The following is a 25,090-nucleotide window of genomic DNA, read 5'->3' on the forward strand; positions in this document are numbered from 1 at the left end:
ATGTGAACCACATGGTTCACTTTCTGGGAGGGATGCATCCCGCCCACCCGGAGGCCGTCATGAGCACGTCCGCGGAACCCCAGAAGGTCCCATCCGTCGCAGGCGCCCGGGGAGCGGCCCGCCGCCCCGGAGGCACCACCAACACGACGGGCACGAAGGAGATCGAACTCTCCGCCGGGACGGTCGCCTACGAGGACACCGGCGGCGACGGACCGACGGTGGTCCTGCTGCACGGGCTGATGATGGATGCGTCCCTGTGGGACGGGACGGTGTCCGGGCTGTCCGCCGGCCACCGGTGCCTGGCGCCGACGCTGCCCCTCGGCGCGCATCCGCACCCGATGGGCGCGGACGCCGATCTGTCGCTCAGCGGGACGGCCCGGCTGGTCGCGGAGTTCCTCGACCGGCTGGACCTGCGCGACGTGACGCTCGTCGGCAGCGACACGGGCGGGGCCCTGGTCCAACTGCTCATCGCCGAGGGGGACGGCGGCCGCGCCGCGCGGGTGGGGCGGATCGTGCTCGTCTCCTGCGAGGCGTTCGACAACTATCCGGCCCGGGTGACCGGCAGGACTCTCGCGCTCGCGGGCCGGCTGTCGCCCCGTCTCTTCGGGCTGTTCATGCAGCAGATGCGGCTGCGTCCGGTCCGCCGCCTCCCGGTCGCGTTCGGCTGGCTGACCCGCCGGGGCGACGCGGCCACCCGGCGGTGGACGCGGCCCGTCATGACCCGGCCGGGCATCCGCCGGGACGCGGTCCGGACACTGCGGGCGGCGGCCGAGGACGCCAGGCGGCTGGCCGGTGCCGCCGGCGCCCTGGGTTCCTTCGACCGCCCCGCGCTCGTCGTCTGGGCGGCCGGTGACCGCGTGATGCCGCCCGCGCACGGCCGGCGCCTCGCGGAGCTCCTTCCGCAGGGGCGGCTGGCCGAGATCCCCGACAGCCGGACGCTCGTGCCGCTGGACCAGCCGGAGCGGCTGGCGCTGGCGATCCGGGAGTTCGTGGCCGCGCGCCACCGGTGACGCGGCGGCCGGAGCTTCGCAGCCCCGTCGCAGCTCCGGTCGCAGCCCCGTCGCAGCCCCGAGCTGTCCGGTAACCGGGCGCCTGTTCGCCTATTCGCAGCCGACTCCGTCGCCGTCGCGGTCCAGGTGCCGTCCGTAGCCGGGTTCCCCGGCGTGGATGGGGGCGGCGCCGGCGGCCCGGACGGCGGTGCAGTTGGCGTAGTACGCCGAATCGGAGCCACCGCCGGACCCGGAGCCGCCCGCGGTGCCGGACCCGCCCGAGGTGCCGGACCCGCCGGACGTACCGGAATCGGGCGCGACGGTGACCCGGACGGTCTTCGTCTTCGTCACGGCCGGGACCGGCTTCGGGGTGGCGGTGACGGTCTCTGTCACGGCGGGCAGGGGTTCGGCGGATGCGGTCGCCGTTGCCGTCGCCGTTGTGGTGACGGTTGCCGCGGGCGCGGCCTTCGCCTCGGCGGCCTTCTCCGTCCTGGTGCCGTCGTCGGAAGCGCCGATGGCGACGCCCACGAAGAGCAGGACGACCGCCGCCGGAATGATGATCCGCTTCCTCGTCCCGCCCGGCCGGCCCCCGGAAGGCGCCACGGGCGCATACGGGTTGGGCCCGGTGGGCTCGGGCGGCTGCCCCCAGGGCGGCTGCTGCGGCGGCGGAGTGCGTGACATGGGTCCCCCAGGCGGTGCGGTGGGGGATGACCGTAGCGAGCCCGTACGGGCCGGTGTGAGCCGTCCATTCCATTGGTGATGAAGTTGTGACCAAGTAGTGGACGCCAGGTAGGCACTTCGTCGACCGCGCGTGAGGCCCGCACGGGAAGGCCGCGCGAATCCGGGACCGAACGGGCATCCGGCGCCTACGCTCAACGGAGTGGCAGCAGCCCGCACCGCCGGCTACACCGACCGGACAGGAGAGGTGATTTGATCACCCCAGCACCGCCCCGGCGCCCGTGCCGCCGATACGCCGCCGACGGCACCGCGTGCTCCAACACCACCAACCGCGCCGACGGTTGGTGCGGCCGGTGCGACGGCTACACGACCGTGACGCCCGCCGTGACCCGTGACGCCGCCGGGCCGCGCCGCTCCGAGTGGCGGTGGGGTCCCGGTGCCTGGACACCCGGCGCCCTCGGCATGGACTCCGACGAGGCGTACGAAGTGGACGTCACGCCTGGCGCCGTCGCCACGTACAGCAGAGTGCACGCCGTCGCTCCGCAGATCGCCGAGACGCAGATCCGATCCCTGCTCGAAGACCTCATCTCCGAGCAGGCCACCACTGAGCGGAGCGGTACCGGCACGTGGCGGATCTACTTCCGCAAGCACGGATACGGCCTGGTCATCAGCGCGGACCGCAGCCACGTCCTGCGCTACTGCACCCGTCACGCGGAACGCACCTGGGCCCAATACCGCACGGGTGTCACCTCGCGCATCAGCGGCTCCGGGGGTCTCGCGGCCTGGAAGCGGGAAGCCGTGTCCAGGCACGTCCCGCTGCCCATCGGCGGCAAGGCCCTCAACCTGTACGCCAGGCACACCCTCGGCCTGAAGGTCACCCGTGACACCATCGACGGGATCGCGCGGCGGCTCGCCGCCCACCTGGCGGACGACGTCCTGCCGCACTGGCCCCGTACCGAGGAGGCAGTCATCGAGGACGGGCACGGGAACACCTGGGTCCTGCTGCGCAACGAGCGGTTTCCCGACGGCATCATCGCCACGGTGTACGCCACCGGCAGCGAGCCGGTGAAGCCACCGGACCCGGAAAAATAGCTGCGGCGGGCCCGTTCACGCACAATCATGGCTGCCATGGAACGACCGAGGCCCGTCATCGAGTGCGGAGATGTCGCCCTCCGCCGCTGGCGGGGGCAGCGCGACTTCTCCTCGGCGCACCAGTTGATCGAGGAGTCCGTGGACCACCTGAGCCCCTGGGAGCCGTGGGTCGCCCTGCACGGCGAGGAGAACACCCGGGGGTTCCTGGCGAAGTCCGGTTCCGGCTGGGCCGGTGGCCGGGTGTACAACTACGCCGTCACCGAGCACGGCACCCTCGTCGGCATGTGCCAGGCCTACCGAGGGGCCGACCCGACGGGCTGGTTCGTGGGGTACTGGCTGCACCCCTCCGCCACCGGCCGGGGCATCGCGACGAGAGCGACGGCGGCACTGATCAGCGAGATGTTCACGCTGCCCGCTGTGCGGTATCTGGAGATCGCGCACGACTCGGCCAACACCGCGAGCGCGGCCATACCGCGCCGACTGGGCTTTACCGTGGTCCGTCGTGAACTCGCCGCACCGCCCACGGCACCCTCGGGGACCGGGATCGAAGTGATCTGGCGGCTGTACCGCCCCGCACCACCCGCCGGAGGCGCTCCCCGCCCCTGACCGCCCGGTACCCCGAGTGCCACCGGCGCGGACACGGCGGGGCGCGGGGGAGCTGCTGGACCTGGATCCGGTCGCCCCTCCGGTCACCTTGACGGTGAAATCGGCCACCCTAACGGGTTAATGCCCGACAGATCACGGGATAGTACATTAGGGGTGGCAACGAAGAAGACGACTGACTGGGCTTCATGTCCCGTGTCCGAGCCGCCCGACGCGGTTTGCCCAGCACCAGCAGCAGGATCGCGAAGAGGGGCCGACGCGGCCGCTTCTGTCTCCCACCCCAAGGACATGACCGGCTGCGGGCACCCGTAGCCGGATGACGGCCGACGTCATGTCCCCACCGCCCGGCCAGCGGTCCGCCGGACGGCCTGCCTCCCTTCCGCTCCTCGGCTGAGCGGTCGACTCCAGTTCCGCCGGAATCCCTCAACGCGCTTGCGCCGCAACGGCTTTCACCCATTCAGGCCGACGAGCGCATCACCCGCTCATGCCCCAACCGCCGCAAAGCGGCCAGGGCGCACCCCGCCACTGCCACCACTCCACCCCACAGAAGGAGTTGACCCATGAGCGGATGCGGCTGCGGGCCGTCCCCCGTCACCATCGGCGGTTGTCAGCCCTCCAAGCCGGCCTGTCCCCCGACCGCTTGTCCCGGTACCAAGCCGTGCGAGCACTGCGAGACGACCCCACTGCGCGACTCCGCGCCGTACCGGGTCGCGGCGACCGCGAGCAGCACCGACCCGACGCCGTACTACACCATCGCCAACACCCATGCCGCGCTGGACCCCGTCGTCGCGCAGACCATCCTGAACAGTGGTACGGGCACGTTCCCGGCCGACGACGGGACGCACAACGGCCTGCACACCTGGCTCGCCGGCGTCGTGCACATCGATCCCACAGCACTGCGCGGCAACCCCACCAGCGTCACCGTCAGCGCCTCGGTCCATGTCCACAACGACGGCAGGAACACGGCCTGCCGGCTCTACGGCCGCTTCGCCCTGTGGAACGGCACGGTCCCGATCAGTACCGATCTCCTGGGCCCACCCGATCTGCCGGCGGGCGGTGACGACAACGCCGTCATCCCCCCGACCACCGTGCCCCTCGCGGACGTCCTCGCGGGCAAGGTCGTCGTCGAGCTCAACCTGGAAACAGGCAACGACGACACCTGCGGAGTCGGCCCCAAGCAGTGGACCGTCGACAGCTTCGTCCTCACCGTCCGGGCGTCCGCTCCGGGCTGCGGCAGGCCCTTCCTCCGGACGACCTGCCGCAACTGCGACGGCGCGGTCACCTGCACGACCGACACCCTCGACGGCTCGACTCCCTATGCACCGGTCCCGCCGGTCATTCCGGTCGCCTCCTGCCAGGACGGCTGCTCCACCGCCCTGCCTCCGTGCATCTCCACCGACCGGGGCAACGCCATCACCCGGGGCAGCGACGGATGCCTGTACGCGCCCGACACGCCCGCTCTGGACCCGTCCCCGTGCAATGCCGCACGGAACACGACCGGTGGGCTGCTCGTGCCCCGGATCGGCCTGACGGGTATCGCTCCCGGCGGCAACATCGGCATCGAACGGTCGGTGGACATCGACGTCACCGGCACGCCCGGCTGCCCCGAAACGTGGGAGATCGGCGCCCGCCTCACGCCGGTGAGCGCGTTCCGCAACGCCGAGCGGCAGAACGCGAACCTCCTGGCCCGGACCGGCAGCGACGTCCCGATCCCCGAGTCGGACATCGTGCTTCCGGAAGCCGGGGTGTACCACATCGACAGCGATGTGCGGTACGCGCTGGGTTCCGCCACCGGCGGCAGTGGTTACATCATCGGCTGGCTCAGGGACGAGACCACGGACACGCTCCTGACGAGCTTCACCCAGATCGCGGCGATCAACGCGGAGAGGCAGGAGCAGCAAGGCGGAACCACACACATCATGACCGAGTACACGGCCGCCTCCGGCCCCCGGACGGTCCGCCTGCACCTGATGTTCGTCCTCACCGGCGGCAAGATCTCCAACGCCGAGGCCGGCGGCACCGACAGCAATGGCGCAACCCGGATGCGCTTCCTCAAGGTCAGGGATTAGACCGTCGCTTCACTCGGCGGGAGGCGGGAGGCGGGATGCGGGCGGCCGTCGGCCCGGGAGCGGTGCGCTGTCCGGTACGTCGACGACGGGACCCCCACAGGGCGGGGCAGGCGCGTTGGGGATGGAGGCGGGTGAGCCCGTGCGTACGGATGGTTCCCCCGCATCCGCCACAATGTCCCCACATCGACACCAGGGGGACTCATGCGCATCCGCACCACTGCGGCAGCCGTCGCTGCCGGCACGCTCCTCACGCTCACCGCGTGCGGCAGCGGCAATGACGACAAGCCGGCCGCGGCGCCCAGCAGGACCGTCAGCCAGGCAGACCGCGATGCGGCACGGAAGGCCGCCGGCCTGCCGGCCGAGCCCGTCCCCACGGCTCGGTACGCCTTCCTCGAAGCCCTCGACGCGATCGACCCGCGCATCTCGAAGCCCGGCACCGACGAACAGTACGTGAGCCGAGGGCTCAACCAGTGCGGCTCGATCAGAACGGCCAAGGACGAGGCCGAGCTCAGCGCGCTGGCCCTCGAACGCTTCACCATCACGTCCCGCTTCCCCGAGATCAGCAACCCCGAGACGGGCAAGAAGATCCAGGACGCTGTACACAAGCACCTCTGTCCCGACTTCTGACCCGGAGCCAGGCACCGGCGCCGGTGGTTCACGCCTTCCGGACGGCGGCGCCGCGGATCTCGCAGGTTCATGGACTCCGCGGCCGGCACCGACCGGGAACTGACCTGGGCTCAGCACACCGTGGTGAGGACGACGACTACGTATGGAAGCGGCGAACGTGCCCGAAGCCGGCCCCGAGCCGTCCCGCATACGACGCATGCGACGCATCCCCGCCGACTACAGCCGACCGGCCACTCGCGCGGCACGGCCCCTCGACATCCACCGTCGTCGGCGTCGGCGCCGCATCCGGACCGTACCCACCGGGGGATACCTGTGACCGTGGCGAGCGGCTGCCCGGACCGCACGCCCCGCCGGCGGGACGTGCGGTCCGGGCAGCCGGGTGAGGTCCGCGGTGGGGCGGTGACGCATGTCCTGGACGGCCTGGGTCGGAGGTGTGCGCCCGCTGCTCGGAGAGCCCGGCTCAGCCCGCGGACTCACCCGCGTGCGGGCTCAGGGACCCCGCGCCGACCAGGATGAACAGCGCGACGCCCAGGACGATCCGGTAGATCACGAACGGCATGAAGCTCTTCGTCGTGATGAACTTCATGAACCAGGCGATGACGGCGTACCCCACTCCGAACGCGATGAACGTCGCGAAGATCGTCGGCCCCCAGGCCACATGCCCCTCGCCGGCGTCCTTCAGCTCGAAGACGCCGGAGGCGAGGACCGCGGGGACCGCGAGCAGGAACGAGTAGCGTGCCGCGGCCTCGCGGGTGTAGCCCATCAGCAGACCGCCGCTGATCGTGGCGCCGGACCGGGAGACGCCCGGGACCAGGGCCATCGCCTGGCAGAAGCCGAAGATCAGGCCGTCCTTGACGCCCAGTTCCTTGAGGGTCTTGCGCTCCTTGATCGCCCGGTGCTTGCCGCCGGTCTCGTCACGGGCGGCCAGTCGGTCGGCGACGCCGAGCACGATGCCCATCACGATGAGCGTGGTGGCGATCAGCCGCAGGTCGCGGAAGGGGCCCTCGATCTGGTCCTTGAACGTCACGCCCAGTACGCCGATCGGAATGGAGCCGACGATGACCAGCCAGCCCATCTGGGCGTCGTGGTCGCTCCGCATCGAGCGGTCCGTCAGTGACCTGAACCAGGCGCCGACGATCCGGACGATGTCCTTGCGGAAGTAGATGAGGACTGCGGCTTCCGTGCCGATCTGGGTGATGGCGGTGAACGCCGCTCCCGGATCGTGCCAGCCGGCGAACGCCGCGGTGAGCCGCAGATGCGCGCTGGAGGAGATCGGCAGGAACTCGGTCAGTCCCTGAACGAGGCCGAGGACGAAGGATTCGAACCAGCTCATGGGGCTTGGGCCATCCTGAAGTGATCATGCATCGTCCGCCGGGCATCGGAGCCGGTCGGCGGCGTGCGGGTTGCGGTCGTGTGAGGGCGGGGCCGCCTGGGGCCCGGAGATCGTCTGTCGGTCGCGGGAAGCGTATCGCCCCCGGGTGAACAGGATTACGACAACCCCCGGCCGTACCGCCGCGTCACCCGGCGCCCAGCCGGTGTCGCCTGCGCCAGGCGACGACCGCCGCGCCGAGCCCCGTCAGCACGATGAACCCCATCGCCGCGAGGAACGCGGGTGAGGTCGGTGAGGAGGCCTCGCTCCCCGCCACGACGTACGCGGCCGTGTTCGGGATCGAGCCGAGACCGGTCGCCACCAGGAACGGGGGATATCCCATGCGCGACACGGCGGCGCAGTAGTTGGCGGCGGCGAAGGGCACTCCGGGGAAGAGCCGCAGCGCCAGCATCGAGCGGAATCCGTGCCTGCTCAGCTGTCCGTCCGCCGCCCGCATCCAGCGCCCGCGCAGCAGCGTACGGAGCGCGTCCTGGCCCAGCACCCTGCCCAGCCCGAACGAGATGCCCGCGCCGAGCACCGTGCCCGCCAGCGCAGCCGCGAGACCTGCCTGAGTGCCGAACAGCGCCCCGGCGGCGAGATTGAGCAGCGGACGCGGTACGAACGCCACCGTGCACACGCCGTACGCGAGGCCGAACATCACGACCGCGGCGGCGCCGCCGCTCAGCTGGTCCGGCCAGCCGGAGGCGAGCAGCCGCTGGGGTTTGAGGAGCAGCATCGTGGTCGCGGCGGCCAGCAGCACGGCCACGAGCAGCGAGAACCTGGACCAGGGCGAGAACAGCACCCGTGTGCAGCGCGCGGACAGACCGACGGCGGGCCGGGTGGCGGGGACGTGGTCGAGCATTCGGGGAGAGTATCCGACAGTAGGTGTGATCGTCGTAATGTGACTGTTATGCGGGCGGAGTCGAATCCCGTTGCGGGGACGGGGCCGAACCGTCCGCCCCCACGGCAGGGGAGTGCCGCACGCCACTGCCGGCCCGGGTGTGCCGCCCGTGACCGGCGGGCCCGGACCCCCTCCGCCGGCACCGCAACTCACCTGCCGCCGCCCGTAAATCGCTCGACGGGCCCGCCGCGGTCGGACATGATCGACCCATGTTCCGGTTCGCCTTCCTCGCAGCGCAGTCCGCAGTCGCGGACGCGCCGAAGGCTGCCGTGAGCCCTGCCACCGCAGCAGTCACGGCAGCCTTCACCGCTGCCGCGGCGCCCATCGGCGGCGCCCGAAGCTGACCCTCCCCCGACAGTCCGGCGGACCCCGTGAGGGGAGGGTCGGCGGGGCCCTGGGGTCTTCTCTCTCAGCTTCGAGAACCAAGGAAAGAGCCATGCCCAAGACGGCATACGTGCGCACCAAGCCGCACCTCAACATCGGCACCATGGGCCACGTCGACCACGGCAAGACCACCCTGACCGCCGCCATCACCAAGGTCCTCAGCGACCGCGGCACCGGCACCTTCGTCCCGTTCGACCGCATCGACCGGGCGCCGGAGGAGGCGCAGCGCGGCATCACCATCAACATCGCGCACGTCGAGTACGAGACCGGCACCCGGCACTACGCGCACGTCGACATGCCCGGACACGCCGACTACATCAAGAACATGGTGACCGGCGCCGCCCAGCTCGACGGGGCGATCCTCGTCGTGTCGGCGCTCGAAGGGATCATGCCGCAGACCGCCGAGCACGTGCTGCTCGCCCGTCAGGTGGGCGTCGACCACATCGTCGTCGCGCTCAACAAGGCGGACGCGGGCGATCCCGAGCTGACCGACCTGGTCGAGCTGGAGGTGCGCGAGCTGCTCTCCGCGCACGGCTACGGCGGCGACACCGTGCCCGTCGTGCGGGTCTCCGGCCTGCGGGCGCTGGAGGGCGACCCACGCTGGACGGGAGCGGTCGAGGCGTTGCTCGACGCCGTCGACACCTACGTACCGATGCCGGTGCGCTACACCGACGCGCCGTTCCTGCTGCCGGTGGAGAACGTCCTGACCATCACCGGCCGGGGGACGGTCGTCACCGGCGCGGTGGAGCGCGGCACCGTGCGCGTCGGTGACCGGGTGGAGGTGCTCGGCGCCGGCGTCGAGACCGTCGTCACCGGTCTGGAGACCTTCGGCAAGCCGATGGAGTCCGCGGAGGCCGGTGACAACGTCGCGCTGCTCCTGCGCGGGGTCGAGCGCGACCGGGTCCGCCGGGGCCATGTCGTGGCCGCGCCGGGCAGTGTGACGCCGAGCCGGCGCTTCACCGCGCAGGTGTACGTCCTGTCGGGGCGGGAGGGCGGCCGGACCACCCCGGTCGCCACCGGCTACCGGCCGCAGTTCTACATCCGCACCGCGGACGTCGTCGGTGACGTCGACCTCGGCGCGGCGGCGGTGGCGCGCCCCGGTGAGACGGTCACCATGACCGTCGAGCTGGGCCGGGACGTGCCGCTGGAGACCGGCCTCGGCTTCGCCATCCGCGAGGGCGGCCGCACGATCGGGGCCGGTACGGTCACCGGCCTGCTCTGAGCCCGGAGCGTACGCCGCACGGCCCGGTCCGCCTCCCGAACCCGCGGGAGGCGGACCGGGCACCGGGCGCAGCGGTCAGGAACAGCGGGCCGGGCACCGCACAATGGGGGAGTGAACGAGTCGATACCGGTCATCCGCGACGTGGACCGGGGCACCGCCAGACTGCTCCCCGACGTGGACCGGGAGCGGGCCTGGCTGCTGACCGTCGACGGGGCGCCCCAGTCGTACGTCGACCTGGACGCGCCGGGACACCTTGAGTTCGAATACGCGAGACGGCTCGGCCATGTCGTGGACTGCGCCGCGGAACCGGGCGCGCCGCTCGACGTCCTGCACCTCGGCGGCGGCGCCCTCACCCTGCCCCGCTACGTCGCCGCGACCCGCCCCGGATCGCGGCAGCACGTCGCGGAGGCCGACCGGGGGCTGCTCGCCCTCGTGGCCGAGCACCTTCCGCTGCCGGACGGCAGCGGGATCGCCGTGCACGGCACGGACGCCCGCGAACACCTGGAGGCCACCGCACCCGGCTCCGTGGACGTCCTGGTCGCGGATGTCTTCGGCGGCTCGCGGGTGCCCGCCCATCTGACCACCCTGCCCTACGCGCGGGCCGCGGCACGGGCGCTGCGAGCCGACGGGGTCTACGCCGCCAACCTCGCGGACGGGGCGCCCTTCGACTTCCTGCGCCCGCAGCTGGCCACCTTCGCGGCCGTCTTCGAGGAGCTCGCGGTGATCGCGGAGCCGGCCGTACTGCGCGGCCGGCGCTTCGGCAACGTCGTCCTGGTCGCTTCCCGAGCCCCGTTCGACACGGCCGCGCTGACCCGCCGTTGCGCCGCCGACGCGTTCCCCGCCCGTGTCGAGCACGGCGCCGCCGTGGCCAAGCTCGTCAGGGGCGCCGGGCCGGTCGGTGACGACGAGGCGGTCGACTCACCCGAGCCACCCGACGGCTCCTTCGGCATCGGCTGACGCCGGGGCGCCCCTCGCCACCAGCTCGGTGGGGGCGGTCCTGCGGGTCAGGTTGCGCACGTCCGGCACGAACAGGACGGCACCGGTGACCAGTACGACCAGCGCGGCGCAGCCCCACAGCGCCTGGCTGCGCCCGGCCAGCGACTCCACCGGACCGGCGAGCGCGGTGGCGAGCGGCACCATGGCCACAGAGCCGAACCAGTCGTACGCCGAGACCCGCGACAGCTTCTCCTCCGGAATCTCCTGATGCAGGGCCGTCATCCAGGACACGCCGAACACCTCGATGGCGGCGCCGCTGACGAACAACACCGCGCAGAGTCCGGCCACCGGGAGAAGCACGGCGAGCCCCGCGGAGGGCAGGGCCAGCGGGAAGACGCAGAGCGTTCCGGCCAGCAGCAGCCGCCGCGGCTTCCACCGCATCATCAGCACCGCGCCGCCCAGGGTGCCGACGCCGAACGCGGCGAGCGCGAGGCCCCAGGGGCGGGCGCCGCCGAGTTCGTCCCTGGCGACCAGCGGCCCGTAGACCGCCTCCGCGGCCCCGACCGCGGCGACCACCACGGAGAACTGCGCGAGGACGGCCCAGAGCCAGGTGCGGCCGACGAACTCCCGCCAGCCGTCCCGGAGATCGGCGAGCAGCCCGCCACCGGGTGCGCGCGCCGGGATGTGGCTCACGTCGAGGAAGGAGCGCAGCGCTCCGGCCACCGCGAAGGCGGCCGCGTCCACGGCCAGTACCCAGCCCGGGTCCATCGCGGCGATCATGGCGCCGCCGAGCGCCGCACCGCCGATGGCGGCGCCCTGCATGGGCATCCGGAAGAGGGCGAACGCACGGCTCGCCTGTTCGCCGCTGACCGTGGACATCAGCATGCCCTCTGCGGCCGGGTTGAAGAAGGCCTGCCCGGTGCCGCAGAGCGCGGTGAGCACCATCATCTGCCACAGCCGGGCGTCACCGGCCAGGACCAGCCAGGCGAAGACGGCCTGTGACACGCAGTTGAGGGTGTTGGACGCCACCATCACGCGGTGGCGGGGCAGCCGGTCCGCGACCGCCCCGCCGATCAGCAGGAAGAGGACCAGCGGCGCGGTCCTGGCGGCGGCCACCAGCCCGACGTCGCCGGCGTCGCCGCCCGACTCCAGAACCGCGAACGCCGCCGCGATCAGCGCGCCGTTGGTGCCCAGGCCCGTGATGATCGCGGCGGCGGTCAGCAGCCGGTAATTGCGGTCCGCCCGGGAGGGGCGGGCCGATGGGGATACGAGGTCGGCGGCTGTCACCAGGGGACTATCGCTGGCTCGACCCCGTGGTGCCACATGGTTTGCCGCGGAGCGTCAGGACTCGGTGATCTTCACCAGGCGCACGGTGCTCAGGATCTTCATGATCGTCGCGTCCGGCAGCTCGTCCGGGACGGAGTCGGCACCGTACAGAACCCAGGAGGAGAACGCGCCGTTGCTGTTCTTGAAGGTGAAGGCGATGGACTTGCCGTCCGTGTCGCACTTCTTCTTCTTGGTGACGTTGGGCGCCTTGGCGGTCACCAGGCTGCCGGTCAGACCCGACTTGGTGGTGTACTGCTTCGGCTTGCTGATCTTGATGGTGCTCTTCGGCATGTGCTGCGCGTAGGCGGCCCATGCCCAGGTGCCCGCCTCGTTCCTGGCGTTCACATCGGCGTCCGTGGCACCTTCGGCGCCGCGGGTGCCGGTGCCGGCCAGGCTGCTGTTCTCCTTCACGCCGTCGTGATCGGAGTCGTCGACGCACCACTTGCTCTTGTAGTCGGCGGGCGCGGAGAAGCCGATCAGCGGCGAGCCGTCACCCTTCTTGTCGTCCTCGAAGAACGAGGACGTGGTGGGGGACGAGACCTCCCAGTCGCCGGGCACGTCGAACTGCGTGCCCCACTTCGGGTTGGTCACCACCTTCCAGCCGGCGATGAGCGGCTTGGCGTCACCGTCGCTGCCGCGCGGGTTCGCCTCCGGCGACGACGCGGACTCGGAGGGCTTGGCGGGCGCGGACGACTTCTTGTCGTCGGCGACGTTCTTGCCGTCCTTGCCGTCGTCCTTCTTGTTCATCACGACGACGCCGGTGACCACCGCGGCCGCGACGACCGCGATCGCCGCGACGATGGCTATGACGGTCGTCTTCTTCTTGTCGTTGCCGGGCTGAGGCGGACCGGGCTGGCCGGGAACCGCGTACTGCGGAACGGTCGGCTGCTGGTACGGGTTGCCCTGCGGATAGCCCGGCTGTCCCTGCTGCTGCCCCGGCTGACCCTGCTGCGGGTAGCCGTATCCGGGCTGCTGCCCGGACGCGCCGGGCTGCTGGTAACCCGGCTGCTGGTAGGGATTCGGCTGCTGGTAACCCGGCTGCTGATACGGGTTCTGGTTCTGGTCCTGCGGGTTTTGCTCGCCCCCGGGCGGCTGCTGTCCTGGCCACATGGCGAGTAACGATAGAGGTGCGCCGCTCGGGCGGCTACGGCCGCCCCCGTGAGCGGACGGTGAAGGACGTGACCGGCTGTGGCCCCAGTGATCCCCGGGACATGGCCAAACATGTCTACCGGCCGGTAACATCGGTCTCATGAGCGCTGAACAGATGACCGCGGGCGAGATGGTCGCCGCGACGGTCCCGATGGTCCGGACCCTCAACCTCGAATTCCTGGAGTCCACCGCCGAACGCGCGGTGGTCCGTCTGCCGGACCAGGCGGACTTCCACAACCACGTCGGCGGACCGCACGCCGGGGCGATGTTCACGCTGGCGGAATCGGCGAGCGGCGCGATAGTCATCGCCGCGTTCGGGGACCAGTTGACGCGCGCCGTCCCGCTCGCGGTGAAGGCGGAGATCGGCTACCGGAAGCTGGCCATGGGCGATGTCACCGCGACCGCCACCCTCGGCAGGCCGGTGGCCGAAGTCGTCGCCGAACTGGACGAGGGCAAGCGGCCCGAGTTCCCCGTGTCCGTCCGGATCCAGCGCGCGGACGGCGCGGTGACCGGCGAGATGACGGTGGTCTGGACGCTGCGCCCGAACGCCTGATTCCGGCCGGCCCGGCAGGGGCCGCCTCCCGCCCGGAAGGGGTGCGGGGACGGCCCTTCGCGCTGTCCGTGCCGCCGGCGCGGCCGGTAGGGTTGTCCCCGCGCGCCGAGGAGTTGTCCGGCGGCCGACAGGACATCACTACGGAGGAACCGGCGTTGCACATCCAGGAGTGGCTGGAGACCGTCCCCGCGATCAGCGTCTACCTCCTGGTGGGCATCGTCATCGGCCTGGAGAGCCTCGGCATTCCGCTGCCGGGCGAGGTCGTCCTGATCAGCGCGGCTCTGCTGGCCGCGGGACACGACGGCATCAATCCGTGGATCCTGGGTGCCTGTGCGACGGCCGGGGCGGTGATCGGTGACTCGATCGGCTATGCCATCGGCCGCAGGGGCGGACGTCCGATGCTGGCCTGGCTCGGCGCGAAGTTCCCCCGCCACTTCGGCGAGAGCCAGATCGCCACGGCGGAACGCTCGTTCCAGAAGTGGGGCATGTGGGCGGTCTTCTTCGGCCGCTTCGTCGCACTGCTGCGCATCTTCGCGGGACCGCTCGCCGGTGTCCTGCACATGCCGTACTGGAAGTTCCTGACCGCCAACGTGCTCGGCGGGATCATCTGGGCGGGCGGCACCACGGCCGTCATCTACTCGGTGGGTGTCGTCGCGGAGGACTGGCTCAAGCGGTTCTCTTACCTGGGACTGGCGATCGCGGTCCTGATCGGACTCGGCTCGATGCTGGTCGTCAGGAACCGGGCCAAGAAGTCGGCCGCACGGTCCGCCGCCCAGCCCGCGCCCGAGCCGGGAACCGTACCGGCGGCCGACTGACCCGTGCGGATCGCGGCCCCGGCCGAGCCGCGCGGATCAAGGGCCTGGCCCTGTGGATCCCGGCCGGCCCGCGTGGCCTCTCGCGGGGATGCCCGCGAGGCTCCGGCCGGGGTCCCCGCGCTCAGTCCTCGAACGCCTCGCGGTGTGCCTTCGCCAGCTCCACGTAGCCGACCGCGTTGAACTTCACGCCGTCGAGCTCCTCCTGGGTCAGCTGCCGCTTGACCTTGGCGGGCACGCCGGCGACCAGCGAGCCCGGCGGCACCCGCATCCCCTGCGGGACCAGTGCCTGGGCGGCGACGAGCGAACCGGCGCCGATGTGCGCACCGTTCAGGACGGTGGCGCCCATGCCGATCAGCACGTCGTCCTCGACGGTGCAGCCGTGGAGCACCGCGTTGTGTCCGACGGAGACGCGCTCGCCCACCGTGACCGGGAAACCGGGGTCGACATGGACGCTGCAGTTGTCCTGGATGTTGGAACCGGCGCCGATGACGATGGGGCCGCAGTCCGCCCGGAGCACGGCCTGGTACCAGACGCTGGAACCGGCCGCCATGGTGACCTCGCCGATCACGACCGACGTCGGTGCGGTGAAGGCCGACGGGTCGATGTCCGGCTCCTGACCTCCCATTGCGGTGATCAACGCCTGCTCTGCCATCGCGCGTTCCTCCGTGCTCCGATGTCGTGGGGCGCGGTCGTCCGGCCGGGGCCGTCCGGTTCCGCCGGGGAAACGGTATGCGACGGGCGCGCGGGCCGGCGGCCGGGTGGGGTGAAGATCACAGGCCGGTGCGGATACCAGTTCCGGGCGCCCCGACTACCGTGTGCGGGTGCCGAAGAACCGAGACACGGTCTCCTCCCTGACCGCCTGGCGGCGGCGCGCCCTGTCCGGGGCCGTCCACCGCTGCTGGCGCTGGGTCCGGGAGGCGGGCGCGGTGACGGCCACCCACCCCGGCGGGCTGCGGTTCGGCCGGATAGGCGAGGGCACCCGGCTCGCCTTCCCGCAGGGCACGGTGTTCGGGGAGCGGTGGATCGAGCTCGGCAACCACTGCGTCATCGGCGAACAGGTCACCCTCACGGCGGGCCTCATGCCCGATCTGGACCTCGGCGCAGACCCGATCCTGACCCTGGGCAACGGGGTGGTGCTCGGCCGGGGCAGCCATGTCGTCGCGGACACCACGGTGACGATCGGCTCCGACACCTACTGCGGGCCGTACGTCTACATCACCTCGACCAACCACAGCTACGACGATCCGCAGCAGCCGGTCGGCCGTCAGTGGCCGCGGATGGAACCGGTCGCCATCGGCCCCGGCTGCTGGATCGGCACCGGAGCGGTGATCCTCCCGGGCGCCCGGCTCGGCCGCAACGTGGTCGTCGCGGCCGGCGCGGTGGTCCGCGGTGAGGTGCCCGACCACGCGGTGGTGGCCGGCGCCCCCGCCCGCGTCGTACGCGGCTGGGACCCGGACAAGGGCTGGCAGCCGCCCCTGCGTACGCCGGCCCCGGTGCCGATCCCGGAAGGCGTGACGCCCGAACAGCTGCTGGCCGTGGCGGAGCTCGACGAGGGCTGAGGGCCCCGGCCGCGAGGAGTACCGCACCTGGCGGACGGCACGGGCACGCGGAGGCCTCGCAGTACAGTGCGGTGAACGGTGGGTACACCACACCGTAGTGCAGTATTTTTCACTCTGGCATCCAAAATATTGCATCCGGAATCTTGGACGGAATGTGACTGATCTCGACCAGCTGACCCAGTCCCTCGCGCGCAACCTCAAGCGCTGGCGCGGGGAGCGGGGTTTCACCCTGGACGCCCTCGCCACCCGTGCCGGGGTCAGTCGCGGCATGATCATCCAGATCGAGCAGGCCCGCACCAACCCGAGCGTCGGCACCACGGTCAAGCTCGCCGACGCGCTCGGCGTCGCCATCACCACGCTGCTCGACCACGAACAGGGCTCCCCGGTCCGGCTGGTCCCCGCAGAGCAGGCCGTACGGATGTGGTCCAGCGAGGCCGGAAGCGCCACCACCCTGCTGGTGGGCACCGAGGCCCGGGGCCCGCTGGAACTCTGGCACTGGCGGCTGGCACCCGGTGACGGCAGCGCGTCCGACCCGCACCCCGAGGGCACCGTCGAACTGCTCCACGTCACCACGGGCGAACTCACCCTGGTCGTCGACGGCGCCTCGTACACCGTCCCCGCCGGAACCTCCGCCACGTTCGAGGCGCACCACCGCCACGCCTACCGCAACGAGGGCTCCGAGCCCGTCGAAGCCACCATGGCCGTGTCCGTCCCGCCCGTCAGATGAGACGTCCAACCGGGCCGGTGCGCGGGGCTGTTAGCGTGACACGCATGCGCGCACCCATCGGCTCCTTCGAGGATGCCAGCCCCGCGGCCGAACGCCTCGAACTGCTCACCACTCCGGTGGCCGCAGCCGTCCGGGAGGGCTGGGGCGGCTTCCCCGCCGAACAGATCATCCACGTCGACACCGACCCCGAGATCGCCGACACGGCGGTGTTCGTCGAGCACCACGGGGCCGATCTGCTGAACCGCTCGGCCAACTGTGTCGTCGTGGCCGGAAAGCGCGGGGGAGAGGTCACCCTCGCCGCCTGCCTCGTGCTGTCCCACTCCCGCGTCGATGTGAACGGAGTCGTGCGCCGGCAACTCAACGCCCGCAAGGTGCGGTTCGCCCCGATGGACACGGCGATCGGCGACACGGGGATGGAGTACGGCGGCATCACGCCCGTCGGGCTCCCGGCAGGCTGGCCCCTGTTGATCGATCCCGCCGTCGTGGACCAGGAATGGGTCCTCATCGGCAGCGGCAGCCGGCGGGGCAAGCTGATCGTGCCGGGCAAGGCGCTGGCGGCGCTGCCGGGGGCCGTGGTGGTGGAGGGTCTGGGCGTCGGCGGTTGATCCGCTGACGCCGCGGCCGGAGCTACCGCGGGGCGTTCGACGCCGGCGCGAGGACGCGGCCGCGGTGCACCGGCAGCCACCCCATGGCGAAGGCGACCGCCGCCGGGAAGCGGAACAGCCGGCCCGTGGCGGAGCCCACCGCGGCGGTGCGGACGGCGCCACCCCGGTCCGACCGTGCGAAGTCCGCACCCAGTCGCGCGAAGTCGCCGTCGTCCAGGGCCACGTCCTCGTACTCCCACCACCGGCGCCCGCCCCCGTCCCGCACCACACAGCGATACGTGCGACGGGGCGGCGACGGTACGCGGTACTCCGCGAGGTGGAACGCGGTGCAGGAGCCGAACCCGGTGCCGAGCAGCAGGACCTGCGCCCGCAGTTCGTGAAGGCGGGCCAGCGGGGAGTCCTCGCCGAGATGGCAGTCCGGGCGGTGGTCCGCAACCACGTGGCCGGCCAGCGGGCCCAGGGCGGCGAAGGAGGTCTGCGGATGGGCGCTGCGGACCGAGCCGGGGGAGCGGCGTACCGCTTCGGAGAGGCGGCCCATCGACGGGGCCGCTGTGATCGCCGGGTCGAACGCGGGCATCGCCGCCCGCACGGCCTCCCGCTCCCTCTCGCCGAGGCCGTGGACCCGGGCGCGGTACTGCGGGGAGGTGTCGGAGTTCTCCGGGGTGAAGGAAGGGACCACCAGCGTGCCCTCCGGCCCCAGCGCCTCCCGCAGCGCCGCCACGGCCGCGTCCGCACCACCGTCCACCGCCCCCACCGCGCTCAGCGACGCGTGCACCATCAGCACGCCGCCCCGGTCGACGCCGAGCGCGGCGAAATCACGGGACAGGCGGGCCCGGCTGTGGGGGACGGCGGACACGCTCGGGGCGTAGGCGGTACTCACAGCGGGCCATCCTCCCAGCCCGAAGCGGAGTGTGATACCCCGCACATATGGACGCCGGGTGCCCTCAGCCGTTCAGCGCGGGGATCTCGATCGCCGGGCAGCGGTCCATGACCATGTCGAGCCCGGCCGCGCGGGTGCGCTCGTACGCCTTCTCGTCGATCACTCCCAGCTGGAACCAGACCGCGGAGGCGCCGATCGCGACCGCCTCGTCCGCCACCGCGCCGGCCAGCCCGCTGTTGACGAAGACGTCCACCACATCGACCGGAAAGGGGATCTCGGCCAGCGAGGCGTAGCCGTCCTCGCCGTGCACCCGCTCCGCCTTGGGGTGCACCGGGACCACCCGCTTGCCGAAGCGCTGAAGGACCTCGGCCACCCCGTAGGCCGCGCGCGAGCGGTTGTCGGACAGCCCCACCACGGCCCAGGTGTCGCCCGTCCCGGTCAGAATCCTGCGGATCGTCTCCGTGTCTGCGTACATGACCGGCACAACGGACGGCCGCCCCCGACCATTCCCGGGGCTGCGCATAGGCTGGCCGGATGCAGGAGCAGTACCGGACAGTCGCCCGCGCGGGCGTGCACGAGACCGAGATCAACCGCTCGCGCTTCATCTGCGCGCTCGCCCCCGCAGCCACCGAGCAGGAGGCCCAGGACTTCGTCGCAGCCGTCCGCAAGGAACACCCGGCCGCCTCCCACAACTGCTTCGCGTACGTGATCGGCGCCGACGCCTCCGTACAGAAGGCCAGTGACGACGGCGAGCCCGGCGGCACCGCGGGCGTTCCCATGCTGCAGATGCTGACCCGCCGCGAGATGCGGTACGTCGTCGCCGTCGTCACCCGCTACTACGGCGGAGTGAAGCTCGGCGCCGGCGGGCTGATCCGGGCGTACGGAGGAGTGGTCGGCGAAGCCCTCGACGCGCTGGGCACCCTCACCCGGCAGCGGTTCCGGATCGCGACGGTCACCGTGGACCACCAGCGGGCCGGGCGGCTGGAGAACGAACTGCGGGCCACCGGACGCACCGTGCGCGAGGTCAGGTACGCGGAGGCGGTGGCCATCGAGATCGGGCTGCCGGACGCCGATGTGGAGGAGTTCCGCCGCTGGCTGGCCGACGCGACGGCGGGCGAGGCGGAACTGGAACTGGGCGAGGAGGCGTACGGGGACGCCTGAGTAGTGTGGTGCGGGGCCGCGGGCGCGGGTCCGCGCCGGTGTCACCGTCACCGGCCGCAGGGTCCGGGCCGCTCCGCAGCGCGGGGGACGCGGCCGTACGGGTGGAGGAAACGAAACATGCAGCTCGGAGCCGGGACTTGAAGATTCTGCACACATCGGACTGGCACCTGGGGCGCTCCTTCCACCGGGTGTCGCTGCTCGAAGCCCAGGCCGCCTACCTCGACCACCTGGTGGCGGTGGTCCGGGACCACGAGGTCGATGCCGTGCTGGTGGCGGGTGATGTGTACGACAGGGCGGTGCCGCCGCTCTCGGCCGTCCAGCTCTTCGACGACGCGCTGCACCGGCTCGCCGAGGCCGGTGTACCCACCGTGATGATCTCCGGGAACCATGACTCGGCGCGCCGGCTCGGCGTCGGCGCCGGTCTCATCGGACGCGCCGGCATCCATCTGCGGACCGACCCGGCGCACTGCGCCACCCCGGTGATCATCCCGGACGCGCACGGCGACGTGGCGTTCTACGGGCTCCCGTATCTGGAGCCCGCCCTCGTCAAGGACGAGTTCCGGGCGGAGCGGGCCGGGCACGAGGCCGTGCTGAGCGCCGCCATGGACCGGGTCCGCGCCGACCTCGCGACACGGCCGGACAGCACCCGGTCCGTCGTCCTCGCCCACGCCTTCGTCGCGGGCGGCGAGCCGAGCGACAGCGAACGCGACATCACCGTGGGCGGCGTGGCGGCCGTCCCCGCCGGGGTCTTCGACGGCGTCGACTACGTGGCACTGGGGCACCTCCACGGCTGCCAGACCGTTTCCGAGCGGGTCCGCTACTCCGGCTCCCCGCTCGCGTACTCCTTCTCCGAGTCCGGCCACCGCAAGACGATGTGGCTCATCGAACTGGACGGCACGGGCGCGGTCACCGCCGAACGGATCGACTGCCCGGTGCCCCGCCCGCTCGCCAGGATCACCGGCCGGCTCGACACCCTCCTCGACGACCCGGCCCTCGAACGGCACGAGCAGTCCTGGGTGGAGGCCACCCTCACCGATCCGGTCCGCCCGGCCGAGCCGATGGCCCGCCTCGCCGAGCGGTTCCCGCACACGCTCGCCCTCGCCTTCGAACCGGAACGCGACCCGGATGACCCGCGGACCTCCTACGCCGAGCGGCTGCGGGGACGTGACGACCAGAGCATCGCGGAGGACTTCGTGGCCCATGTCCGCGGCGGTTACGGCATCGACGAGCCGGAGCGGACGGTGCTGCGCGGCGCCTTCGAGCACGTACGCGTCGACGACGGCGTGCGCGAGGTGAACCGGTGAGGCTCCACCGACTCGGCATCACCGCCTTCGGGCCGTTCGGCGCCACTCAGGAGATCGACTTCGACGCCCTCTCCGCAGCCGGGATCTTCCTGCTGCACGGACCGACCGGGGCCGGCAAGACCTCGGTCCTCGACGCCGTCTGCTACGGCCTCTACGGCGCCGTGCCCGGCGCCCGGCAGAGCCCCGGAACCTCGCTGCGCAGCGACCACGCCCCGGCGGACCTGCCGACCGAGATCCGCCTCGAACTCACCGTCGGCGGGCGCCGGCTGGAGATCACCCGGAGCCCCGCCCAGCCCCGCCCCAAGAAGAAGGGCGACGGCTTCACCACGGAGAAGGCGCAGAGCCGGCTGCGCGAGTACGTCCCCGGAGAGGGATGGCGGGCGCTGAGCCGGTCCAACCAGGAGATCGGCGAGGAGATCACCCAGCTCATCGGGATGAGCCGGGACCAGTTCTGTCAGGTGGTCCTGCTGCCGCAGGGCGACTTCGCCCGCTTCCTGCGCGCCGATGCCGAGGCTCGCGGGAAACTCCTCGGACGGCTCTTCGACACCCGGCGCTTCGCCGCCGTGGAGGAGCACCTCGCCGAGCTGCGCCGGGCCGCCGGGACCCAGGTCAGAGCCGGGGACGAACGGATCCTCGCCGTTGCCCAGCGGATCGCCCAGGCGGCCGGGCCCGCCGCGGGCGAACACCCGTTGCCGGGACTCCAGCCCGGCGAACCGGGACTCGCGGACGCCGTACTGGAATGGGCGGCCACGGCCCGCAGCGGCGCCCGGGAACGGCTCGACATCGCCGCCTGCGTCCTGTCCGCGGCCGAGGCGCGGCAGTCAGCCGCCCGGCAGGCACTGGACGCCGAGCGCGAACTCGCCGGGCTCCAGCAGCGGTACGCCGAGACCCGGCGGCGCGCCACGGAGGTGGAGGCAGGCCGGGACGAGCACGATCAGGCACAGGAGCGGCTGAGGCGCGCCCGTAAGGCTGATCTCGTCGCCCCCGCGCTGGAGCTCCGCGAGGAGGCCGGACGGGCGCACCGGCGGGCGGGCGCGGACCGTGACCGCTCCAGGGCCGGGCTGCCCGGAGAGCTGGCCGACGCGGGCGCCGAGCAGCTGACCGCGCTGGAACGGCGGCTCCGTGAGGAGCTCGGTGCGCTGGACGAGGCCCGTCGCGCCGAGCGGCGCAGCGCCGAGATCGACAGCGAACGGACCGCGCTGGAACGGCAGGCCAGGGCGGACGACGAACTGATCCGGGACGCCGAGAGCTGGCTGACCGGCTGGGAGGCCACCCGGCACCGTCTCCTCACCCGCATCGAGGCGGCCCAGGAAGCGGCGACCCGCGCCGAACTGCTGGCCGGCCGGCTGGAGCCGGCCCGCCGGCGGCTCGACGCGGCCCGGCGCCGCGACACGCTGGCCGCGCGGGCTTCGGACGCAGAGGAGCGCCTGGCCACGGCCCGGGAGGGCGCTCTCACCACCGGCGAGACCTGGCTCCGCCTGCGTGAACGGCGGCTGCGCGACATCGCGGCCGAGCTCGCCCGGGAACTGGTCGAGGGGGAGGCCTGCCCGGTCTGCGGATCGGCCGGCCACCCGGAGCCCGCACGGGCCGGGGACGGACACGTCGACCAGGCCACGGAGGACGCCGCGGAGGCCGCCCACCGCCGTGCCGAGCAGGCGCGCGCCGAGGCGGAACACGCGCTCGGAGCCGTCCGCGAGCGGTACGCGGCCGCCCGCGCGGAGGCCGCGGACGGCCCGGACGGTCAGACTGCGGACGAGACCCCCGACTCCGAGGCGGGGGTCTCGTCCGCGGCCTCCGAGCCGACCGTCGGAGCGCTCACCGGACTCGTGGACACCCTGACCCGGGAGCACGCGGAGGCCTACCGGACCGCCGCCGGGACGCACGCGGCGCGCGAGGCCCTCGCCGCCGCCGAACGCGAACAGGAGCAACGGGCCGGGGACCGGCAGGACGCCGAACGCCGGGCCGCGGCCCGCACCTCCCGGCGCGAAGGACTCGACGCGGAACAGGCGGCCCTGGCGGAGGTGCTGGCCCGGGCACGCGGCGGCTCCGGCAGCGTCACCGAGCACGCCGCCCTCCTGCACCGCCGGGTCGCGCTGCTCGTCGAGGCGGCCGCGGCACTGCGTGAGGAGGAGAGCGCGGCGGCCCGGCTGAAGGAGGCCGACGACCGGCTCGCGGACGCGGCGTTCCGGGCCGGCTTCGACACTCCGCGGGACGCCGCCGCGACGATGCTCCCCGACTCCCGGCAGCGGGCGCTCCAGCACCGGATCGACGCCTGGCAGGCCGAGTCCGCTGCCGTCACCGACCGGCTGGCGGAGGCCGACGCCCGCACCGCAGCAGGCCGGCCCCCGGCCGACCCCGGCGCCGCCCAGTCGGTGTACGACAGGGCCGAGCGGCTGCTGCGGGACGGAGCGGGTGCCCACACCGCCGCCCGGGAACGCTGCACCGAACTCGGCCGGCTGTCCCGGCGCGCGGCGGACGAGGTGCGGGCGCTGGGACCGGTGCGCGAGGAGTACGAACGCATCGCCCGGCTCGCCGGTCTCACCGCCGGCACCTCGGCGGACAACGAACGCAAGATGCGGCTGGAGTCCTACGTACTGGCGGCCCGCCTCGAACAGGTGGCCGCGGCCGCCACGGCCCGGCTGCGGCGGATGTCGTCCGGCCGTTACACCCTGGTCCACTCCGACGCCCGCACCGGTGGCCGCAGGGCCGGACTCGGACTGCATGTCATCGATGCCTGGACCGGCCGGGAACGTGACACCGCCACGCTCTCCGGCGGCGAGACGTTCTTCGCCTCGCTCGCCCTGGCACTCGGCCTCGCGGACGTGGTCACCGACGAGGCCGGCGGCGTCCGGCTGGACACCCTCTTCATCGACGAGGGCTTCGGCAGCCTGGACGACCAGACCCTCGACGAGGTGCTGGACGTGCTGGACTCGCTGCGCGAGCGGGACCGCAGCGTCGGCATCGTCAGCCATGTCGCGGATCTGCGCCGGCGCATCCCGGCCCAGCTCGAAGTGGTGAAGACGCGCCACGGATCCGCGGTACGCCACCGGGCGGCGGACGGAGTCAGCGGCTGACCGCCCGGCGCGGCAGCGGCGAGGAGTAGACGACGCTCGTGGTGACGGACCCCAGGGTGCCGATCCTGCCCGACACCGCCTCCAGATGGCTCATGGAGCGGGCCGTCACCTTCAGCACGAAGCAGTCGTCGCCGGTGACATGGTGGGCCTCCAGGATCTCCGGCGTGCCGGCGACGAGATCGTGGAACGGCTTGTAGTTGCCGTTCGGATAGCGCAGCCGGACGAAGGCGAGGATCGGCATCCCGAGCCGGTCCGGATCGACCACCGCCGCGTACCCGCTGATGATTCCGGCCTCCTCCAGCCTGCGGACCCGCTCGGTCACCGCGCTCGACGACATCGCGACCGTCCGGGCGATGTCGGCGAAGGTGGCGCGGCCCTCGCGCTGGAGGACATCGAGAATGCGCCAGTCGGTATCGTCCGGGGAATAGTCGGTCATACGCGCAGAGAACACGGAATCGCCCGGCGGATCAAGTCCGATGCCGGGGATCCCTTCTTCCGGCAGAGCGCCGCCGGTCATAGGTTTTCGACCATGACTCCCACGCCCGCCATCACCGCGGACCACCCTGTACTCCGGGTTCCGCCCGCCGCTCCGGCCACGGCGGCCGCCTACTTCGGCGCCTCGCTCGCCTTCCACGCCGACGTCTCGGACGTCGCCGCCGCACTGGCGGCCGACGGCGACCCCGGCTTCGTACTCCTCGACTCCCGCTCCACCGAATCCTGGGACCAGGGACACGTTCCCGGCGCGGTCCACCTGCCGGCCCCGCTCATCGCCGGAAGGGCGCACGGACTGCTCGATCCGGCCGTGCCCGTGGTCACCTACTGCTGGGGGCCCGGCTGCAACGGTGGTGCCCGCGCCGCGCTCGCCCTCGCCGGACTCGGCTACCGGGTCAAGGAGATGCTCGGCGGCTTCGAGTACTGGGTACGCGAGGGCTTCGCGTTCGAGACCCGGCAGGGGCACGGGCGGCGCGCCGCCGACCCGCTCACCGCACCGGGCGGCTCCGCGGACTGCGGTTGCTGACGCCGGCGGGCCGGGCCCGGATCCGTGCCGGGTCCGGGTCCGGCCCGCC

Annotated in this window: 25 protein-coding genes; 16 read left to right on the top strand and 9 right to left on the bottom strand. The window is 72.5% G+C overall.

The window, feature by feature from the left end:
- Positions 1-59: 59 nt before the first annotated feature.
- The gene (locus tag ACIP89_RS25190; RefSeq protein ID WP_402116860.1) at positions 60-1,010 is read left to right on the top strand and encodes an alpha/beta fold hydrolase; all 951 of its coding nucleotides are present in this window, start codon (positions 60-62) and stop codon (positions 1,008-1,010) included.
- A 90-nt stretch (positions 1,011-1,100) separates the two neighbouring features.
- On the opposite strand, the gene ACIP89_RS25195 is transcribed toward ACIP89_RS25190, so the two are convergent.
- Positions 1,101-1,670 carry an excalibur calcium-binding domain-containing protein gene (locus tag ACIP89_RS25195; protein WP_402116862.1) on the bottom strand — a complete coding sequence of 190 codons (570 nt, stop codon included), beginning with the start codon at positions 1,668-1,670 and terminating at the stop codon, positions 1,101-1,103.
- Positions 1,671-1,919: 249 nt separating this feature from the next.
- On the opposite strand from ACIP89_RS25195, the gene ACIP89_RS25200 reads away from it, so the two are divergent.
- From ACIP89_RS25200 to ACIP89_RS25215, 4 genes are all read left to right on the top strand, one after another.
- A complete protein-coding gene (locus tag ACIP89_RS25200; RefSeq protein ID WP_401930424.1) occupies positions 1,920-2,759 on the top strand; it encodes a hypothetical protein in 840 nt (279 codons plus the stop codon).
- A gap of 36 nt (positions 2,760-2,795) precedes the next feature.
- Positions 2,796-3,365 (top strand): GNAT family N-acetyltransferase, encoded by a 570-nt coding sequence (locus tag ACIP89_RS25205; protein ID WP_401928597.1) that lies wholly within the window; start codon positions 2,796-2,798, stop codon positions 3,363-3,365.
- 557 nt (positions 3,366-3,922) lie between these two features.
- Entirely contained in the window at positions 3,923-5,431 is a 1,509-nt protein-coding gene (locus ACIP89_RS25210; RefSeq protein WP_402116864.1) for a hypothetical protein, read from the top strand.
- 201 nt (positions 5,432-5,632) lie between these two features.
- Positions 5,633-6,058 carry a hypothetical protein gene (locus tag ACIP89_RS25215; protein ID WP_402116865.1) on the top strand — a complete coding sequence of 142 codons (426 nt, stop codon included), beginning with the start codon at positions 5,633-5,635 and terminating at the stop codon, positions 6,056-6,058.
- Between the two features lie 460 nt (positions 6,059-6,518).
- Here the strand turns inward: ACIP89_RS25215 and ACIP89_RS25220 are convergent, their stop codons facing one another.
- Together ACIP89_RS25220 and ACIP89_RS25225 are read right to left on the bottom strand one after the other, a co-directional pair.
- The gene (locus ACIP89_RS25220) at positions 6,519-7,391 is read right to left on the bottom strand and encodes an undecaprenyl-diphosphate phosphatase (protein WP_401928603.1); all 873 of its coding nucleotides are present in this window, start codon (positions 7,389-7,391) and stop codon (positions 6,519-6,521) included.
- A gap of 184 nt (positions 7,392-7,575) precedes the next feature.
- Positions 7,576-8,289, bottom strand: coding sequence for a TVP38/TMEM64 family protein (locus tag ACIP89_RS25225; RefSeq protein WP_401928604.1), 714 nt, complete (start codon positions 8,287-8,289; stop codon positions 7,576-7,578).
- 475 nt (positions 8,290-8,764) lie between these two features.
- On the opposite strand from ACIP89_RS25225, the gene tuf reads away from it, so the two are divergent.
- Positions 8,765-9,934: an elongation factor Tu gene (tuf, locus tag ACIP89_RS25230; RefSeq protein WP_401928605.1), complete on the top strand. Its 1,170-nt coding sequence runs from the start codon at positions 8,765-8,767 to the stop codon at positions 9,932-9,934.
- Between the two features lie 111 nt (positions 9,935-10,045).
- A complete protein-coding gene (locus ACIP89_RS25235; protein ID WP_402116867.1) occupies positions 10,046-10,891 on the top strand; it encodes a spermidine synthase in 846 nt (281 codons plus the stop codon).
- Here the strand turns inward: ACIP89_RS25235 and ACIP89_RS25240 are convergent.
- On the bottom strand, positions 10,853-12,157 hold the full coding sequence (locus ACIP89_RS25240; RefSeq protein ID WP_402116869.1) for an MFS transporter: 1,305 nt from the start codon (positions 12,155-12,157) through the stop codon (positions 10,853-10,855). The two genes, ACIP89_RS25235 and ACIP89_RS25240, sit on opposite strands and share 39 nt — an antisense overlap.
- A 54-nt stretch (positions 12,158-12,211) precedes the next feature.
- The gene (locus ACIP89_RS25245; RefSeq protein ID WP_401928611.1) at positions 12,212-13,306 is read right to left on the bottom strand and encodes a hypothetical protein; all 1,095 of its coding nucleotides are present in this window, start codon (positions 13,304-13,306) and stop codon (positions 12,212-12,214) included.
- Positions 13,307-13,460: 154 nt separating this feature from the next.
- On the opposite strand from ACIP89_RS25245, the gene ACIP89_RS25250 reads away from it, so the two are divergent.
- Together ACIP89_RS25250 and ACIP89_RS25255 are read left to right on the top strand one after the other, a co-directional pair.
- Positions 13,461-13,898: a DUF4442 domain-containing protein gene (locus tag ACIP89_RS25250; protein ID WP_401930738.1), complete on the top strand. Its 438-nt coding sequence runs from the start codon at positions 13,461-13,463 to the stop codon at positions 13,896-13,898.
- A 155-nt stretch (positions 13,899-14,053) separates the two neighbouring features.
- Positions 14,054-14,713, top strand: a complete 660-nt coding sequence (locus ACIP89_RS25255; protein WP_401928613.1) for a DedA family protein — start codon at positions 14,054-14,056, stop codon at positions 14,711-14,713.
- Between the two features lie 121 nt (positions 14,714-14,834).
- Here the strand turns inward: ACIP89_RS25255 and ACIP89_RS25260 are convergent, their stop codons facing one another.
- A complete protein-coding gene (locus ACIP89_RS25260; RefSeq protein ID WP_402116870.1) occupies positions 14,835-15,365 on the bottom strand; it encodes a gamma carbonic anhydrase family protein in 531 nt (176 codons plus the stop codon).
- A gap of 169 nt (positions 15,366-15,534) precedes the next feature.
- Here ACIP89_RS25260 and ACIP89_RS25265 point away from each other — a divergent pair, with 169 nt between their 5' ends.
- From ACIP89_RS25265 to ACIP89_RS25275, 3 genes are all read left to right on the top strand, one after another.
- Positions 15,535-16,272, top strand: a complete 738-nt coding sequence (locus ACIP89_RS25265) for an acyltransferase (RefSeq protein ID WP_401928616.1) — start codon at positions 15,535-15,537, stop codon at positions 16,270-16,272.
- A gap of 154 nt (positions 16,273-16,426) precedes the next feature.
- Positions 16,427-16,999, top strand: coding sequence for a helix-turn-helix domain-containing protein (locus ACIP89_RS25270; RefSeq protein WP_401928618.1), 573 nt, complete (start codon positions 16,427-16,429; stop codon positions 16,997-16,999).
- Between the two features lie 44 nt (positions 17,000-17,043).
- Positions 17,044-17,604, top strand: coding sequence for a YbaK/EbsC family protein (locus ACIP89_RS25275; RefSeq protein ID WP_402116872.1), 561 nt, complete (start codon positions 17,044-17,046; stop codon positions 17,602-17,604).
- A gap of 22 nt (positions 17,605-17,626) precedes the next feature.
- Here the strand turns inward: ACIP89_RS25275 and ACIP89_RS25280 are convergent, their stop codons facing one another.
- Together ACIP89_RS25280 and ACIP89_RS25285 are read right to left on the bottom strand one after the other, a co-directional pair.
- A complete protein-coding gene (locus tag ACIP89_RS25280; protein ID WP_402116873.1) occupies positions 17,627-18,484 on the bottom strand; it encodes an aminoglycoside N(3)-acetyltransferase in 858 nt (285 codons plus the stop codon).
- Positions 18,485-18,548: 64 nt separating this feature from the next.
- Positions 18,549-18,959: a CoA-binding protein gene (locus ACIP89_RS25285; RefSeq protein ID WP_401928623.1), complete on the bottom strand. Its 411-nt coding sequence runs from the start codon at positions 18,957-18,959 to the stop codon at positions 18,549-18,551.
- A 59-nt stretch (positions 18,960-19,018) separates the two neighbouring features.
- Here ACIP89_RS25285 and ACIP89_RS25290 point away from each other — a divergent pair, with 59 nt between their 5' ends.
- From ACIP89_RS25290 to ACIP89_RS25300, 3 genes are all read left to right on the top strand, one after another.
- Positions 19,019-19,645 (top strand): YigZ family protein, encoded by a 627-nt coding sequence (locus ACIP89_RS25290; protein ID WP_401930451.1) that lies wholly within the window; start codon positions 19,019-19,021, stop codon positions 19,643-19,645.
- Positions 19,646-19,782: 137 nt separating this feature from the next.
- Positions 19,783-20,949: an exonuclease SbcCD subunit D gene (locus tag ACIP89_RS25295; protein ID WP_401928627.1), complete on the top strand. Its 1,167-nt coding sequence runs from the start codon at positions 19,783-19,785 to the stop codon at positions 20,947-20,949.
- Entirely contained in the window at positions 20,946-24,023 is a 3,078-nt protein-coding gene (locus ACIP89_RS25300; protein WP_402116875.1) for an AAA family ATPase, read from the top strand. The genes ACIP89_RS25295 and ACIP89_RS25300 overlap by 4 nt, the downstream gene beginning before the upstream one ends.
- Here the strand turns inward: ACIP89_RS25300 and ACIP89_RS25305 are convergent.
- Positions 24,013-24,459, bottom strand: a complete 447-nt coding sequence (locus ACIP89_RS25305; protein ID WP_401930456.1) for an Lrp/AsnC family transcriptional regulator — start codon at positions 24,457-24,459, stop codon at positions 24,013-24,015. The genes ACIP89_RS25300 and ACIP89_RS25305 overlap by 11 nt on opposite strands.
- A gap of 93 nt (positions 24,460-24,552) precedes the next feature.
- On the opposite strand from ACIP89_RS25305, the gene ACIP89_RS25310 reads away from it, so the two are divergent.
- The gene (locus ACIP89_RS25310) at positions 24,553-25,041 is read left to right on the top strand and encodes a rhodanese-like domain-containing protein (protein WP_402116877.1); all 489 of its coding nucleotides are present in this window, start codon (positions 24,553-24,555) and stop codon (positions 25,039-25,041) included.
- Positions 25,042-25,090 lie beyond the last annotated feature (49 nt).

This window comes from Streptomyces sp. NPDC088730, assembly GCF_044751215.1.
GTDB lineage: Bacteria > Actinomycetota > Actinomycetes > Streptomycetales > Streptomycetaceae > Streptomyces.